This window comes from Arthrobacter sp. YC-RL1, from assembly GCF_001454985.1.
Classification (GTDB): Bacteria; Actinomycetota; Actinomycetes; order Actinomycetales; family Micrococcaceae; genus Glutamicibacter; species Glutamicibacter soli.
This window is the reverse complement of the sequence record NZ_CP013297.1, coordinates 533,809-550,028: the sequence shown is the minus strand read 5'-3', so window position 1 is coordinate 550,028 and position 16,220 is coordinate 533,809. Positions and strand designations below refer to the sequence as shown.

Here is a 16,220-nt window from a genome sequence, read left to right as displayed (position 1 = left end):
TGCCGGGATTTGAGTCCAAGCACCCGGAGGAATAGCGGAAGCCGTGGTTGCGGAGGACGAAAATCCTCCGCAACCACGGCTTCCATTTATGCCGGGTTGCTACGAATCCAGGCCTTGGCCGGCTTCCGGAGCCGGCGCGCCGACCACTGGAATTCCTCCGGTGGCGGGGATCGCCAACGCGTCCGGGTTGGCGTCGACGTCCCCGGCCGGGCCGGCGAACTGCGACTGGTACAGGTTGTAGTACGCGCCCTTGGCCGCCAACAGTTGCTCGTGGTTGCCCTGCTCCACGATGCGGCCGGCTTCCATCACCAAGATGGTGTCGGCGTCACGGATCGTGGAGAGGCGGTGGGCGATCACGAAGCTGGTGCGGTCGCTGCGCAGCGCAGCCATGGCCTGCTGCACCAGCAGCTCGGTGCGCGTATCCACGGAGCTGGTTGCCTCGTCCAGGATCAGCAGCGACGGGTTGGCCACGAACGCGCGGGCGATCGTGATCAGCTGCTTCTCGCCGGCCGAGACATTCGTGCCTTCCTCGTCGATCACTGTGTCGTACCCGTCGGGCAACGCGCGCACGAAGCGGTCCACGAAGGTCGCCTTGGCGGCCTGGATGACCTCCTCGTCCGTCGCGTCCAGCCGGCCGTAGCGGATGTTCTCCATGATGGATCCGCCGAACAGCCACGCGTCCTGGAGCACCATGCCGACCTTCGAGCGAAGGTCCGCGCGGGAAAGCTCGGTCACGTCGCGGTCGTCCAGGAGGATGCGCCCGGAGTTCAGCTCGTAGAAACGCATCACCAGGTTCACCAGCGTGGTCTTGCCTGCGCCCGTCGGCCCCACGATGGCGACAGTGTGCCCCGGGTCGGCCTCGAAGGACAGGTTCTCAATCAGCGGCTTTTCCGGGGTGTAGGAGAAGGTCACGTTCTCGAAAGCAACGTGCCCGTCGGTGCGTTCTGGCAGCGTGGCAGACGCCTGGTCCGGCTCCTGCTCCTCGGCGTCCAGCAGCTCGAAGGTGCGCTCGGCCGAAGCCACGCCGGACTGCAGCATGTTCGCCACGCCGGCGATCTGGCCCAGCGGCTGGGTGAACTCGCGCGAGTACTGGATGAACGCGGTGGCGTCGCCCAGGCTCATGCTGCCCGAAGCCACACGCAGGCCGCCGACCACAGCGATGCCGACATAGGCCAGGTAGGACACGAAGTTCATGACCGGCATGATCATGCCGGAGACAAACTGGGCGCCGAAGCTCGCCTTGTACAGCTCCTCGTTGCGTGCGGTGAAGCGGTCGACCATGTCGTCCTCGCGGCCGAAGACCTTCATCAGCTCGTGGCCGGAGAAGGACTCCTCGATCTGGCCGTTCAGCGCGCCGGTGTTCTTCCACTGCGCGGTGAACAACTTCTGCGCCCGGCTGCCGATGATGCCGGCGGCCGCGGCGGACAGCGGCAGCGCCACCAGGGCGATCAGCGCCATCTGCCAGGAGACCACGAACATCATGATCACGATGCCGATCACGGTCATGACAGACTGCACCAGTTGGCTCAACGCCTGCTGCAACGCATTCTGGATATTGTCCACGTCGTTGGTCACGCGCGAAAGCAGGTCGCCGCGCTGGCGGGTGTCGAAGTAGTTCAGCGGCAGCCGGTTGAGCTTGTCCTCCACATCCTTGCGCAGCTTGTAGACCACGCGCATCACCAGGCGGTTCAGCAACCAGCCCGAGGCCCAGGAGAAGACCGAGGCGATGAAGTACATGGACAGCACGATCAGGATGTACTGCGACAGCTGGGTGAAGTCGATGCCTTGGCCAGGCACGAAGTCCACCTTGGACAGCATGTCAGCCTGGGTCCCTTGGCCGGAGTCGCGCAGCTGCTGGATGATCACATCAGCTGGAGTCCCGGCCGGGATGTTCTTGCCGATCATGCCGGCGAAGATCACGTCCATGGCCTTGCCGAGTACTCGCGGGGCAACCACGGAGAGCACGACGTACACCGCGATCAGCGCGAACACGACCACCATGCCGAGCTTGTACGGAGACATCAGCCCGATCAGGCGCTTGGCCGACGGCCAGAAGTGCTGCGCCTTGCGGACCGGCGCGCCGCCGCTCCAGTCGTCCGAGCCGGCTGCGGCGTCGAACTCATCGACTGCCGCCAGCTCGGCGTCCAGGTCCGCCATGGTGTCGGTGCTGTTGGCAGCGGATCCGCTCTTGTTCTGCTTCTTCGCCATTTAGGCCACCTCCTCCACGCTGAGCTGGGACGTCACGATTTCCTGATAGGTTTCCGAGGATTCAAGCAGTTCCTCGTGGGTTCCCCGCGCGACGATCTCGCCGTGGTCGAGGACCAGGATCTGGTCCGCGCCGGTGATTGTGGAGACGCGCTGGGCGACGATGATGACCGCCGCGTCCTTGGTCGGCTCGACCAGTGCCGCGCGCAGCTTGGCATCGGTGTTGACGTCCAACGCGGAGAACGAGTCGTCGAAGAGATAGGTCTTCGGCTTGGCGGCCAGGGCGCGGGCGATGCACAGGCGCTGGCGCTGGCCGCCGGAAACGTTGGTTCCGCCCTGGGATACGCCGGATTCCAGCTGGCCTTCGCGTTCGAGCACGAAGTCCTCGGCCTGGGCCACGCGCAGCGCATCCCACAGGTCGTCCTCGCTGGCGTCCTGCGCGCCAAAGCGCAGGTTGCTGGCGATGGTTCCGGAGAACAGGTACGGGCGCTGCGGCACCGCGGAGATGTTCTGCGAGATGGTCTCGCGTCCCAGCTGCTTCAGCGGCATGCCGCCCACCAGGATTTCGCCCTCGGTGGTGTCGTAGAGCCGCGGAATCAGGTTCAGCAAGGTGGTTTTCCCGGAGCCGGTGGATCCGATGATCGCGGTGGTCTGTCCCGGCTTCGCGGTGAAGGAGATGTTGGACAGCACCGGCGCTTCGGCACCCGGGTATCCGAAGGTCACGTTGCGGAACTCGACGGTGCCCGGCTCAGGCAGCAGGGTGTTGTGTTCCTGGGCGTCGCGCATGCTCGGATCGGTATCCAGCACTTCGCTGATGCGGTCTGCCGAAACCATGGCGCGAGGAACCATCATGGCCATGAAGGTACCCATCATGACGGCCATCAGGATCTGGAGCAGGTACTGCAGGAATGCGGTCAGCGCGCCGATTTCCACGTCGCCGTTGTCTACGCGGTGTCCGCCGAACCACAGCACCGCGGCGGTGGACAGGTGCAGGATCATGGTGATCGCCGGGAACATCAGCACAAACAGGTTTCCGACCTTCACGCCGAGGTCGGTCAGCTTCTGGTTGGCGTCGGCGTAGCGTTCGGTTTCATGCTTCTCGCGGACGAAGGCGCGCACCACGCGGATGCCGGTGATCTGCTCGCGCAGCACGCCGTTGATCCCGTCGATGCGAACCTGCATGTCGCGGAACAACGGCATGAGCTTGATGACCAGCAGGCCGACGACAATCAGCACCACCGGCACCGAGACCCAGACCAGCCAGGACAGCCCCGGATCTTCCCGGATCGCCATGATGACGCCGCCCACTGACATGATCGGTGCATTGATCATGAAGTTCAACGCCATCAAGGTCAGCATCTGGATCTGCTGCACGTCGTTGGTGCCGCGGGTGATCAGGGTTGCCGCACCGAACTTGTTGACGTCCTGGGCGGAGAACGTGGAGACCTTCTCGAACACCGCTTGGCGGATATCGCGTCCGATACTCATCGAGGTCTTGGCGCCGAAGTACACGGCGGCCACGGCGGTGGCCACCTGGACCAAGGCCACGATCAGCATCAGGCCGCCGGTGCGCCAGATGTAGTCGATATCTGCGTTGACCACGCCGACGTCGATGATCTTGGCGTTAAGGCTTGGAAGGTAAAGCGTGGCCATGGTGGTGGCCAACTGCAGGATTACGACCGCTGTAATCCATGCCGAATAAGGTTTTGAATGTTTCAGGATGAGCTTCAGAAGCATCGGGTTTGTCCTCGCTAGCATCGGGCTCCATGACGCCATCTCCCTCCGGGTTAGGGGCATGGCGAAATAAGAGCGATTGCTAGTCTAACCCCCGCAATCGACATGTGAAGTCATCCTTGCGATTGATTTTCACCAATTAGTGAAATCCCGCGGAATTCCGGGAAAAATCACACCAGAATTTGCCGTGAGTTGGGCCACGGGAATTACCCCTGTCGGCCTTCCCATGCGGCGTCGTCGGGCGCGGAATCCGCCTGCTGGGCAGTCTCCCGTTCAGGGCTCGTGCCGCGTCGAAACCACAGCCAGAACACGACGGCGGCCAGGACCGCCAAGGCCGCGACATCCACCAGCGGGCTCGACAGCGCGGCGCTGTTTTGCTGCAGCCAGTCCTGCACCTCGAGCGGCACCAGCTGGGGAGCGGATATCAGGCCATTGGTCAGCCAGAAGACCACCCCGACCACAATCAGCAGGATGCCGGTGGCCATCGAGATCACGTGCAGTTCACGCCCGAAGATCTTCACGGTGCGTCCGCGTAATTTGCTGCGGCCGCCCGCGTCGAGCCGGTTCCAGATCCGCGCCAGGATGAACATCGGCACCACCATGCCCGCACCATAAACGGCCAGCAGCACGCCACCGGAAACCGCATCGCCCTGGACCGCGGCGAGGGTGAGCATTGCCCCGAGGATCGGTCCTGCGCAAAAACCGGAGACGCCGCCGACAGCGCCCAAGGCCAACGTCTTCAGCATGCCCTTGCCCCCGCTGGCCCGATGCTGGAGCTTGGACATGCCCGGAATCCAGCGGGCCAGGTCGAAACCGACGCCGAAAAAGTACAGGACACCCATGATGATGAGCATCAGCGAGACAATGAGGACAATCAGATCTCGTTGGGTCGCGAGGAACAGCCCCACCGCGCCCATGCCCAGGCCTGCGGGAACCAGCACCACTGCGAGGCCGAGGTAGAAAACAAGCCCGTGAATATACAGGCGCGGCCCGCTGCCGACGGTGGAAGCGAAGAACGCCGGCAGCAACAGCGCACTGCATGGGCTGAGCAGCGCCAGCATCCCCCCGAGGAACGCCGAGAGCAGGCCGATATCCATTAGTTGGCGTCCTGGGCAGCCAGCGCGGACTCGATCTTGTCGATGAACACGTCCTTGGGCTGGGCACCCATGACCGGCTCACCGTCAATCAGGAATGCAGGGGTCGAGTAGACGCCCAGCTGCAACCCGAGCTGCGCATTGCCCTCGATCACGGTTGCGGCTTGTTCCGACTTCAGGTCCTTGGCGAATTGTTCCGTGTCCAGGCCGAGTTCGGCTGCGAGCCCGGTCAGCGACTTTTCGCTCAGATCCGCGCCCTTGCGGATGGCGCTTCCGGCAAACAGTTCGTCGTGGTATTCCCAGAACTTGCCCTGTTTGGCCGCGGCGTAGGAAGCCAGCGATGCCCGTTCGGAATCCTCGCCGAAGATGTTGACGTCGCGCCATTCGATGCGGACCTTGCCGTCCTTGGCGTAGTCCAGAACCTGCGGGAGGGTTTCGGTCGACCACTTGGCGCAGAACTTGCACTGGTAGTCGGAGAAGACCACGATCCCCACCGGCGCGTCTACCGGTCCGGCGGCCAGCAAATCGTCAGCTGCACGCAGCTCGAACTGGGTCAGGTCCGGCATCTCCTCCGTTGCGCCGGTCTGCTCCCCCGGCTGCTGGACGGCCGACTGGTCATTCGGTGCGGCTTGTCCGTCGGAATTGATATTTCCCAGATTCAAGGCCACGAAGACCAGTGCGGCGATGGCCACCAAGGCCAGGACCAGGCCGGCCCACCGGCGTTTCGGCTTTGCCTCAGTCTGGTTTTCCATGAGCTCTCCTTGATGTCTAGGTCCCGCGAAGCCTGCATCTGCCATAATTTACTATGAAGCATAGTCGACTATGTGTCATAGTAAAGAAACGGCGGCCAGTCGCACCGATCAATGGGTGCTATCGTCAACCCTCAGGACAACGTGAAAGTCTCTCGGATCGGAGCGCAATGACTAGCGAGCCCCAGCGGCTGGGACCACTTGAATCCCAGGTTCTGAACGTCCTGTGGCAGGCAGGCTCGTGCACCATTCGACAGATCATCAATCACCTTGAACGCGACCTGGCGTACACCACGATCGCCACCGTGCTGGGAAACCTTGAACGCAAGGAACTGGTCGCGCCGCTGCGTGGCCAGGGCAAATCCGTGAGCTACCGGGCCGTTGTAGGCCGTGAAGAGCATGCGGCGAGCGTGATGTCCCATGCGCTGGAGACCGGCGGGGATCGTGCAGCCTCCATGCGCTTTTTCGTTCAGTCGATGTCCGCCGAGGAAATCGAGCTGCTCCGGGGATTCCTCGACTCGCCCCAGCCGGGGACCGACGCATGACGGCGCTGGTCATCGCCCTGGTCCTGGCCGCCGGTCTGATTGCGCTTGGCGCATGGGGACCGAAGCTCGTTCACGCCGCCGGACCGTCGTTCAGGCGCCGACCCCGGATCGCCGTCGGGCTGCTGGGAACCGGAATATTCCTCTGGATCGCCGCCGCCCTGTCACTGGCGCCGCTGCTGGTCTGGGCAGGCACCGGCCCGCAGATCCTCTCGGACCGAGCTTCGCAGATCTGCGTTAGCTGCCTGCAGGCAACCAACCCGTTCGCATCCGCCCAGCTGCCTTGGGCCCCGCCGGCGTTGCTGACCATTTCTTTCTCGCTGCTGGCCTTGGCTGGCTTGATCGCCATCGGTTTGGTGCGCTTGGTCCGCACCGAGCGCAGCACCGAACAGTTATCTCGGGATCTACACGCCCAGGGAGAGCCCCGAACCATTGCCGGAGCCACGGTGCTCGTCGTCCCGGATTCCCGCCCGCTGGCCTTCACCTTTCCTGCACGCAGGGGTGGAATAGTCCTCTCCACGCAGACGTTGCATCAGCTCAACGAGAACGAACTTGCCGGGGTGCTTGCCCATGAAAAAGCGCACCTGTCCCAGCGGCACCATCTCACCAGCCAGATCCTCGAGGCATTGCCGCTGCTGGTACGTCGCATCCCGCTGGTTTCAGCCACGCTTCAAAGCATTGCGGAACTGCAGGAGATCGCCGCTGACAACGCCGCCCAGCGTGAGGTCGACACCGCCACCTTGGCTTCGGCACTGCTGAAAATGGGTGGCGGTTCCGCTCCCTCCATGCCAGCTGAACGGCAAGGCGTGGCAGTGCTTAACGCTGCAGGATCCGGACGCATCCAGCAGCTAGTCGGCGCGCACGCTGGGAAGACGAATTTTCGGCCCGCGCTCGCACTGACGCTCTGCTTCGCGCTGCTCGGCGCCGCATGGCTGGCCATCTGCACCCCCTACCTCCAAGCACTGCTCCAAGGCTGCTGGTAGGCAACCTGTTCATATAAGGTTAACCACCGCTCACAAGGACAATCGGGAAACGGCAGGTAGATTCAAAGCGCCTTGAATGGACAAGGTCTTAACTTAAACGGAACTTGTTAGAACAAGCCCCATTTCACGTTGTCACCGAGCTTGAAGTGGCTTCACTATGGTTTTGGCTCGCCGGGATGCCGGCGGTCAAATCCCCATTTTCATAAAATCTGGAGAACATCACAGTGAAGTCATCCGCGCGCGTCCGTGCTGCAATCACCGCTTCGGTACTTGCCCTGGCAGTTGTCATTCCCACCGCGGCCACTGCCTCGCCTTCGCCTGCACCGGAGCCTGCCCCGGCGGCGGCAAAGAAGTCGACCCCGGTCTACGAAGGCCTGCCGCCGGGTGTCAACAAGAAGAAGACTCTCGTCATCGGCCTGGACGGCGCCGCCATGGCGCAGATCAACAAGAAGAACACCCCGAACATGGCCAAGCTGATCAGCGAAGGCATGGTTTCGGAATCGAACCTGTACGCGAACCCGATGGCCCCAACCGTCTCGGGTGCAGGCTGGTCCAGCATCGCCACCGGTGTCTGGCCCGACAAGCACAAGGTGCCGGACAATTCCTTCTCCAACCCGAACTACGACCAGTACCCGGATTACCTGACCCGCATCGAGAATGCCCGCGCCCAGAGCTCGACCCTCGTGGTCGGCACCTGGTCCCCGATTCCAGACAAGGTCTTCGCCAAGGGAGCGGACCTCAAGCTGCGCGGCGGCAATGATGCAGGCACCACCGCCAAGGCCGTGGACTATCTGTTGAACGGCAACCCGGACAGCACCTTCGTGCATCTGGACGAGATCGACGGCGCCGGGCACAGCAACGGCAGCGACTCGATCGCCTACACCCGCGGCCACAAGACCGCCGACCAGCAGATTGGCCAGATGCTAGAAGCCATCGAGCAACGCAAGACCTACCACAAGGAAGACTGGGTCGTCATGGTCACCTCCGACCATGGCCACACCCCGGGCGGCGGCCACGGAGGCAGCAGCATCCGCGAGCGCGCGACCTTCGTCATTGCCAACGGCAAGCAGTTCAAGGCCGGCACCGAGCGCCACGATGTCAAGATCACCGACATCGCCCCTACCGTGCTGAAGCACCAGGGCGTGCGCGTCGAGGACGAGTGGAACCTCGACGGCAAGAACATCAACTCCATCGCCGCCGACGACTTCGATACCCTGCGCCCGCACCTGAAGAAGGCCAAGGACGAGGCCAAGCTCAGCGCCCAGACCAAGGGCTGGACCACGACCGCACCGAGCGGTTGGACCATCGACAACTCTGCCATGCCCAATGGCGGCGTGCGCGAGTGGCGCGGCTGGTCCTTCACCACCGACGAGTTCTGGACCAACACGGATCTGAACCAGGGCCGCGAAACCAGCGTCCACAACCGCAACGTCTTCGCCGTTGCCGACTCGGACGAGTGGGACGACAAGGCGCACGATCCCGGCCAGTTCGACTCCACCCTGATCAGTCCGGAGTACAAGGTCAAGGGCGGCCAGAGCGCCACCCTGAGCTTCGCTTCGAACTACAAGATCGACGGCCCGCAGTCCGGCGAAGTCTTCGTCAGCTTCGACGGGGGCGAGCCGGTATTGGTGAAGTCCTACGACAAGAACTACAACGGCGTGGAGAGCATCGCCATCGATGTTCCGAAGAAAGCGAAGAAAGCACAGGTCTCCTTCCGCTACACCGGCACCAATTCGGCATTCTGGTCCATCGACCAGGTCTCGCTGAAGAAGTAGCCAGCGGCCGCGAACGCATGGAACTAAGTGATAGTAAGGAATTTCCTTACTATCACTTAGCGGTTAAGTGATAGTAAGGTGGATCAGTAACTATCACTTAGGAAGTGCGAAACCATGGAGTCCAAAGAGAGCAACAGCTTCGTGGAGATTCCTGCGCTTGGCTCGGAAACACATCACTGGCGGCCGCAACAACCCCAAATCTTTTCAAATGCACAAGTCTCCAGGCAGACAGGCGAATACCAATCGGCAGTGGTTCCATCGATCGCCAACTGGTCACCCGATTTTTCATCATCCCTGATGTCCGAACTCGAGGAAGCAAACGATGCATTGCGTCTCTTCGATGCCTATGCGTTCTTATTGCTGGGGCAAGAGAACCCTGCGCTCGGACCCATGTCGAGCATTCTCTTGCGCACGGAAAGTGCCTCCAGCAGCCAGATCGAGCAGCTTTCCACCTCCGCCCGGCAACTTGCGCTCTGGGAAATCAACGAAAGTGAAAAATCCAATGCTCGCACGGTAATCGGCAACGTACGCGCAATGGAAGCCGCATTACAGCTCTCGGAAGAACTCAACGTCACCAGCATCTTGTCCATGCATCACGAATTGTTGCGGCATCAAGACGACCTTGTCGAAGAAGCAGGAAAATTCCGGCAAGAACTCGTATGGATCGGTGGCAAAGATTCCGCCGGCCCCCGTGGCGCCAGCTATATCGCGCCCCAGCATGAACTGATCGCGGGGGCATTGGCTGATCTTGAAACGTTCATTCACCGTCAAGACCTGCCTGCCCTCATCCAGGTTGCCATCGCGCACGCCCATTTCGAGAGCATCCATCCCTTTGTCGACGGGAACGGCAGAACTGGACGGGCCCTTGCCCACGCAATGCTCCGCCATCGCAAGGTGACCACTCATTCGACCGCGCCCATTTCAGCAGGCATCCTGCGGGATACCACCGGTTATTTCGATGCACTCACCGCCTATCGGCAGGGAAACGCCTACGGAATCATCAAGATCTTCATCGATGCTTCGATCTACGCAGCGACAACGGGGCAAGTGCTGTTGCTGGCTCTGGCAGATGCATTGGAAGATTCACACAGGCAGCTGGATGGACTCCGGTCGAATTCGACTGCGTTCAAGGTACTACCGCTGCTGATAGCGCAACCCGTCGTCAACGCCAGCTACTTGAAGAACGCCCTGAGCGTTACCGACGCAGTCGCTCATCGCGCCATCGCAACCTTGAGCGATCGCGGGGTCCTGAAAGAGAAGTCTGGTTTGCGCAGAAACCGCGTCTGGCAGCACGACCGAATCCTGAAGATTCTGGATGACTATGGGGCCACGATTCGCCGCGACTCGGTGCGCTAGGCGCAGGCACCCGCTCTGGCCAAGCACTCCGAGCCGGCCGGCTGACTGCCTGTAATTTTCGTACCCACTAGGAGACTTTCACTGCTAGGCTCTGCTCATGGATGCAGAATTACGTGCCTTTATGATGTCCTTCAACAAGCTGGCGGACCTCGCTGAAGAATTCGGCCAGAAGCCCAATGGTGCTCAGCTGGCACCCGTGTTGGAAAAACATCTGAAAGTTTCGCCTAGCTCGCTTCCGCTGATCACCGAGGCTTTCGGCTCCCACCGGCTCGCGGATGCGAATATCGTTCTCGACCGCATTGCCGGCAGTGATCCCTCCGCCAAGATCGTCGGTATCGCCGGGCAGCAAAGGTACCATGCGGATCTGGCCGATCTGCTGATGCCGGAGAACCACATGGGTATTGTGGGTGAGCCTTCCTACGCTTCACTTGCCGTGGGCCCGGACCAGCAGCGTCGATTCCTGACACTGGGAATCCACCTCTTGCATTACCACTCCAGCCCGCTGGCAGTTTTGATCCGGAAGGCCAATCCGGAGTACGGGAAGCCCGAAGCTGCATTGGAGATCCTGTCCCCCGACGAACAGGTGACCGACGCATTCCTCAAGGAATTTCGCAACGGGTTGCGCACCTCGAGCATCTTCAACGGCCAGGTCATCTCGTTCAAGGGTAACGAGTACCAGGAATCGAACGCCGGAGTCGCCTTCCACCGGCGCGAACCCTTCCCGCGCGAACAGCTCGTGCTGCCCGACGGCCTGCGTGAACGCATTGAGGAACAAGTCCTCGGCGTCCGAACCCACCGCGATGTCCTGACTGCGCTCGGTGCGCATCTCAAACGCGGAGTCCTGCTCTTCGGCCCGCCGGGCACCGGGAAAACCCATACCGTCAGGTATCTGTCCTCGGCGGCTGAAGACCACACTGTCATCCTGCTCAACGGCGATTCGTTGGCCTACATCTCCCCAGCCGCCGCCATGGCGCATGCGCTGCAGCCATCGATCGTCGTGCTGGAAGACTGCGACCTGATCGCCGAAGACCGCAGCTTCAGCCACGGCCCCCAGCCGCTGCTTTTCGAAGTCCTCGACGCCATGGACGGCCTGGAACCGGACGCGGACGTCACCTTCCTGCTCACCACGAACCGCGTGGATTCCCTTGAGCGCGCCTTGGTGCAGCGCCCCGGGCGCATCGATCTTGCGGTGGAGATTCCACGCCCTGATCTCGAAGGACGTATTGCCCTGCTGGAACTGTATGCAGCCAAGCTGAAGCCCAGCTCCGACACCGTGCAACAGGTTGCGCACCTTGTCGATGGAACGACTGCCTCGTTCATCAGGGAATTGGTTCGCCGATCCATCCTCAACGCGGCAGTCGCGGGCCAGGCTCCTGGTGACGCCCATCTGCTCGAAGCCGCCGCGGAGCTTATGAGCGATGCGGCCACTCTCACGCGAAACTTCCTCGGGGGAACCAACGATCCGGATCTTGACGAGCCGGAAGAATTCAGCGAAGACGCATCCTTCGGATGGTTCCCCGGGGTGGCAGGGAGCTACGAAGCGCCCAGCGGATTTGAACAAGATCCGGAAGCTGAACAGGACGGCGGCAGCAGGGGGTTGTAGGCCGCGCCTTCCTCCTTGCCGGGGAGGAATATCCCCCTGCTGCGCCAGCGCACCGCATCGTTGCCGCTTGAAGGCGTTCCTGCCGTGGGGCGATTCAGTTGGTGGTCCCTTGATGGAGCGGGTCACCGTAAATAAACTGCTGAAGCGCGGCAGATGGCCGACCGAAGAGCAACCGTTGCGGAAACTCCGCCCATTCTTCCGGTTCCAGCTGCACAACATGCGCCGGGTAGCAGCTGTCCACCAGAACCGCCCCACCCCGCTCATCGCGTTGCAGTTCCTTGTAGAGCTGCCCTGCCCTCGGGTTGGGCGCCAAGATGCCCAGCCGTCTCATCCGATCTTCGAGGCGAAGCAGGTCCTCCGGACTCTTGCAACGCCGACGTGCGTGCGCTGCTGCTTCCCTGATTCCCAAACTGACGGCCCAATACAGTTCAGGTGTGAAGCCTGCGGCGATCCAGCGGAGGATGTAGTTCTGCAGGTGTTCCGGCGTCTCGCTGAGCTTGCCGCTGGCGAATTCCCCGCTGCGGGTTGCCTGCCGGTAAGCCGACTGCTCGACCGGACGTTCTCCGAAAAATGGGTAGTCCATGACCACGCTGTTCCACAGCCGTTCCTGCAGGGTGCCTTCTGGGTGATTGATCGAGAATTCTGGGTTCTGCATTGTTGTTCGCTCCTGCTCAGGGAGCCGGCCGAGCACCTATTGTGCCGGACTGGCCCACCGACTTACCCGGGACTTTTGTCCGGGTCGGTTCTTCCCCTGGGGCACCCCGCTCGATGAGGAGGGTTGCCGTGCGACCAGCCAGGTACTTTGCGTCGCAGCTCTTGAACTTGGAATCCAGCCTAACCCGCAGCTACCGACAGTATGGCCGCGGCGCCGGATACAGCAGATCCGGTGCCCATGCCTTCACAGGTACGGACACCGGATCAGCCATCGACTCTGGTGGACAAGTCCACCTTTGACTGCAGTTCGCTCGGTGCTAGCGGTCGGCCTCGGTGCAGATGCAGAAGCGATTGCCCTGGGCGTCGGTGATGACGGTGAAGGACGGCGCGGCATCGCCGTCGGAGTGGGCGCCAACTTCTTCCAGCTTCGTGAGCACCGGACCGCTTTCCGAATACGGAACCCACACGTCCAAGTGCAGCCGGTTCGTATTGGGAGTGTCGGTTTTCTGGAACCAGATCGCCGGGCCGCGACCGTGGGGATCGGCGATGCTGCCGTCCTCCAGCGACTTGTACCCAAGCCCGGCGGCCCATTGCTCCGCGATCTCCTGGGGCTTGTCGGTGTCGATGGCAATCTCCACTGCGCGGATCAGGTCGACGCGGGGTTTGGCCCCGAGGGCCGCGGCCCGCTCGGAGATCTTGCTGGCCAGCGCAATGTCGCGGGTGGTGATCTGGCCGCCGGCGTCATGGGAGGCGGTTGTCACGAACACGCGGTTGTAGCGCCAGTCCACGTCGGGGTGGTGGTTGTCCATCTCTGCGGCGCTTGCGATATCGCTGAAAAGCTCGATCGCGGCCGCGGAGGTCTTGGTCTCGAAAACCGCGGCAATGGCTCCGGGGATCTGGCGCCACTGCGGCATCCCCTGGAGGTATTCGTTGAGCTGGTCTTGGGCAATTACGTCCTGTGCAGGCATGCGTTTCTCCTTTCTCCGGCAACCTTCCCACCCGAGGGGGCGAAGTTCAATGGACCTGCGCAGACTGCCAGAAACAACGGACGGTTGCGGCGTACTGGATAACTGCTGTGAACATCCGTCTTCCGTGGAGAGCGGCACCGGCCGCGGCTAATCTCGGCAAATATGGGCACAAGGAGTTTTGATGACTAATATTCACAACGCCAAGGTCTCTGATTCAACGTTGGACGATGTCATTGACGAGACTGCTCACCGCACGCGACGCATCGTGAGCCGGATCATCATCCTCATCGTCGCAGCCATCGTCGCGGCCGCGGCGCTTGGAGCGTTCGATGTGGAATCCAGCACCGACCAGTCCGAGGACCGTATGCAAGTCCACGTGCGCCACCCGTTGGTGGCGCGGGCAGGCAATGAGGTCGAGCTGGAAATACTTGTCAGTTCCGACGAACCGCTGCCCGATACCTGTAAGCTGCGCCTCGCCGAGGACTACCTGTTGTTCTTCGAGGACTTGGCGGTCTTCCCGGACCCGGAATCGCAAAGTTCCGACGCGGCCGGTGCGGTGGAATTCGAGGTTGCTCCCCAACCCGGGGCCACGCAAATGCTGGTTCGCATCACAGGCCGGGCCTCTGACCAGTGGGACTTGCGCACCGACGGGAACCTCGAGGTCGAAGTCGGCGCTTCCACCGTCAACGTACCGTTCACCACCTGGAGGGTTCCCTAATGGAAATTGTCATTCGCGCCGCCATCGCCTTCGTGGTCCTGTGGCTGGTGACCCGTGCCGCAGGCCGTTCCACCCTGGGCGAGCTGAGCTCGTTCGAGTTGATCCTGTTCGTCGTCCTCGGGGACCTGGTGCAGCAGGGCATCACCATGGAAGACCGGTCGCTGACCGGGAGCCTATTGGCCGCCCTCACCATGATCGTCCTGGCAGTGGTCCTGTCCTATGCCAATATGCGCTGGCCCAGGATCGGAAAACTCACCCTGGGCCGGCCCATCGTGCTCGTGCGTGACGGCGTGATCGACCGGCGGGCATTGAGCGGGGAACGCATCGGCCTCGACGAGTTGAGCATGCTGGCACGCCAGGCGGGGATCGAGGAATACAGCTCGATCAGGCTCGCCATCCTGGAGTCCAGCGGAAAGGTCTCCTTCTTCACCAAGGAAGCGGAGGCCAAGCCATGAGCGTCAATACCGAAAGCAAGTTGAAGAAGGGCATCACCGGCCCCCTGCTGTACCTGTTCATCCTCGGCGACATCCTGGGAGCCGGCGTGTACGCGCTGGTGGGCGAGGTGGCCGCGGAAGCAGGCGGAGCCATTTGGGCCCCGTTGCTCGTCGCCTTGATCCTGGCGCTGCTCACGGCCACCTCCTATGCGGAGCTGGTCACGAAATATCCCAAGGCAGGCGGTGCGGCCATTTTCGCCGAGCGGGCCTTCAAGAAACCTGTGGTGTCCTTCCTTGTCGGCTTCTCCATGCTGGCGGCCGGCGTCACCAGTGCGGCGGGTTTGAGCATTGCGTTTGCCGGGGATTATCTTTCGGTGTTCTTCGATGCACCCACCATTCCTGTTGCAATAGCATTCCTGGGTTTAGTCGCGCTGCTGAATGCCCGCGGCATCAAGGAATCGGTGCGGGCGAATGTCGGGATGACGGCAATCGAGCTGTCGGGATTGCTGCTGGTGATCGTCGTGGCGGCCATATTCCTGGGCGGCGGCAACGGGGACGCGTCACGTCTGGCCCAGTTCCCCGAAGACACCACGCCGGTTGCCGCGATCTTCGCGGGCTCGCTGTTGGCCTACTACTCTTTTGTCGGATTCGAGGTCTCCGCCAACGTCGCGGAGGAAGTCGTAGACGTGCCGCGGGTCTACCCCCGGGCGCTGTTTGCCGCACTGCTCACCGCCGGAGTGGTCTACTTGGCGCTTGGCGTGCTCACCTCGATCGCCATGGATCCCAAGGAGCTTGCAGGATCTTCCAGCCCCCTGCTGGATGTCGTGCAGGCCACTGGGGTCGGGATCCCCAGCTGGCTGTTCAGCCTGGTAGCCCTGGTGGCGGTGGCCAATGGCGCTTTGCTGACCATGATCATGTCCAGCCGGCTGGCGTTCGGGATGGCGGAGCAGGGACTGCTGCCGCCTGTCCTGGGGCGCGTCCTGCCGCATCGCCGCACCCCGTGGGTGGCGATCATCGGAACCACGGCGATCGCCATGCTATTGACGCTGACCGGTGATCTGGCGACCTTGGCCAAGACCGTCGTGCTGCTGCTGCTCTTCGTGTTCACCAGCACCAATCTTGCCGTCATCGTGCTGCGGCGGGACCGCGTGGAGCACCGGCATTTCCGGGCCCCGATCATCATTCCGTATCTCGCGCTGGCTTCCTGCGCTGTGCTGCTCGTCCAGCAGGATGGCGGGATCTGGCTACGCGGGCTCGCGTTGCTCGCCTTGGGTGCGGTCCTGTATTTCGCAACCCGCTGGATCACCTCCCGGTCTGCGAAGCGCCCCTCCTAGGCCGCGTCGCAGCCACGGGCGGCGGCCTCGCGGAACGTCGAGGAAAGCCGCGGGCCTTGCGGATGGATTGC

At 62.3% G+C, this 16,220-nt stretch carries 14 protein-coding genes and 1 riboswitch; of the genes, 8 read left to right on the top strand and 6 right to left on the bottom strand.

The annotated features are described in order from the left end of the window. Window positions 1-99 precede the first annotated feature (99 nt). The 4 genes from ATC04_RS02500 to ATC04_RS02485 all read right to left on the bottom strand — a co-directional run bounded on the left by ATC04_RS02500 (window position 100) and on the right by ATC04_RS02485 (window position 5,785). Window positions 100-2,208, bottom strand: coding sequence for an ABC transporter ATP-binding protein (locus tag ATC04_RS02500; RefSeq protein ID WP_047120273.1), 2,109 nt, complete (start codon window positions 2,206-2,208; stop codon window positions 100-102). Then, window positions 2,209-3,942 (bottom strand): ABC transporter ATP-binding protein, encoded by a 1,734-nt coding sequence (locus tag ATC04_RS02495; RefSeq protein WP_047120274.1) that lies wholly within the window; start codon window positions 3,940-3,942, stop codon window positions 2,209-2,211. 203 nt (window positions 3,943-4,145) lie between these two features. Beyond that, window positions 4,146-5,036 (bottom strand): cytochrome c biogenesis CcdA family protein, encoded by an 891-nt coding sequence (locus tag ATC04_RS02490; RefSeq protein WP_047120275.1) that lies wholly within the window; start codon window positions 5,034-5,036, stop codon window positions 4,146-4,148. After that, on the bottom strand, window positions 5,036-5,785 hold the full coding sequence (locus ATC04_RS02485) for a thioredoxin domain-containing protein (RefSeq protein ID WP_047120276.1): 750 nt from the start codon (window positions 5,783-5,785) through the stop codon (window positions 5,036-5,038). Before ATC04_RS02485 ends, ATC04_RS02490 begins: the two co-directional genes overlap by 1 nt. 167 nt (window positions 5,786-5,952) lie before the next feature. Between ATC04_RS02485 and ATC04_RS02480 the strand changes: the two genes are divergently transcribed. The 5 genes from ATC04_RS02480 to ATC04_RS02460 all read left to right on the top strand — a co-directional run bounded on the left by ATC04_RS02480 (window position 5,953) and on the right by ATC04_RS02460 (window position 12,041). Continuing rightward, entirely contained in the window at window positions 5,953-6,327 is a 375-nt protein-coding gene (locus tag ATC04_RS02480) for a BlaI/MecI/CopY family transcriptional regulator (protein WP_047120277.1), read from the top strand. Further along, window positions 6,324-7,307 carry a M56 family metallopeptidase gene (locus ATC04_RS02475; protein ID WP_047120278.1) on the top strand — a complete coding sequence of 328 codons (984 nt, stop codon included), beginning with the start codon at window positions 6,324-6,326 and terminating at the stop codon, window positions 7,305-7,307. The genes ATC04_RS02480 and ATC04_RS02475 overlap by 4 nt, the downstream gene beginning before the upstream one ends. 224 nt (window positions 7,308-7,531) lie before the next feature. Beyond that, complete coding sequence (locus ATC04_RS02470) at window positions 7,532-9,082, top strand: alkaline phosphatase family protein (protein WP_231735888.1); 1,551 nt, start codon at window positions 7,532-7,534, stop codon at window positions 9,080-9,082. A gap of 114 nt (window positions 9,083-9,196) precedes the next feature. Continuing rightward, window positions 9,197-10,438, top strand: a complete 1,242-nt coding sequence (locus ATC04_RS02465; RefSeq protein ID WP_047120279.1) for a Fic family protein — start codon at window positions 9,197-9,199, stop codon at window positions 10,436-10,438. Between the two features lie 97 nt (window positions 10,439-10,535). Continuing rightward, window positions 10,536-12,041, top strand: a complete 1,506-nt coding sequence (locus ATC04_RS02460) for an ATP-binding protein (RefSeq protein ID WP_082124007.1) — start codon at window positions 10,536-10,538, stop codon at window positions 12,039-12,041. A gap of 94 nt (window positions 12,042-12,135) precedes the next feature. On the opposite strand, the gene ATC04_RS02455 is transcribed toward ATC04_RS02460, so the two are convergent. Together ATC04_RS02455 and ATC04_RS02450 are read right to left on the bottom strand one after the other, a co-directional pair. Then, window positions 12,136-12,696 carry a hypothetical protein gene (locus ATC04_RS02455; protein ID WP_047120280.1) on the bottom strand — a complete coding sequence of 187 codons (561 nt, stop codon included), beginning with the start codon at window positions 12,694-12,696 and terminating at the stop codon, window positions 12,136-12,138. A gap of 53 nt (window positions 12,697-12,749) precedes the next feature. Beyond that, window positions 12,750-12,863: riboswitch (SAM riboswitch) on the bottom strand. Window positions 12,864-13,012: 149 nt separating this feature from the next. Further along, window positions 13,013-13,663 (bottom strand): 4a-hydroxytetrahydrobiopterin dehydratase, encoded by a 651-nt coding sequence (locus tag ATC04_RS02450; RefSeq protein WP_047120281.1) that lies wholly within the window; start codon window positions 13,661-13,663, stop codon window positions 13,013-13,015. A gap of 181 nt (window positions 13,664-13,844) precedes the next feature. Between ATC04_RS02450 and ATC04_RS02445 the strand changes: the two genes are divergently transcribed. Genes ATC04_RS02445 through ATC04_RS02435 form a run of 3 tightly spaced genes read left to right on the top strand, consistent with a single transcriptional unit; the run spans window position 13,845 to window position 16,149 of the window. Continuing rightward, the gene (locus tag ATC04_RS02445; RefSeq protein WP_047120282.1) at window positions 13,845-14,381 is read left to right on the top strand and encodes a hypothetical protein; all 537 of its coding nucleotides are present in this window, start codon (window positions 13,845-13,847) and stop codon (window positions 14,379-14,381) included. Then, window positions 14,381-14,836, top strand: coding sequence for a YetF domain-containing protein (locus ATC04_RS02440; protein ID WP_047120283.1), 456 nt, complete (start codon window positions 14,381-14,383; stop codon window positions 14,834-14,836). Before ATC04_RS02445 ends, ATC04_RS02440 begins: the two co-directional genes overlap by 1 nt. After that, complete coding sequence (locus ATC04_RS02435; protein WP_047120284.1) at window positions 14,833-16,149, top strand: APC family permease; 1,317 nt, start codon at window positions 14,833-14,835, stop codon at window positions 16,147-16,149. The genes ATC04_RS02440 and ATC04_RS02435 overlap by 4 nt, the downstream gene beginning before the upstream one ends. Window positions 16,150-16,220 lie beyond the last annotated feature (71 nt).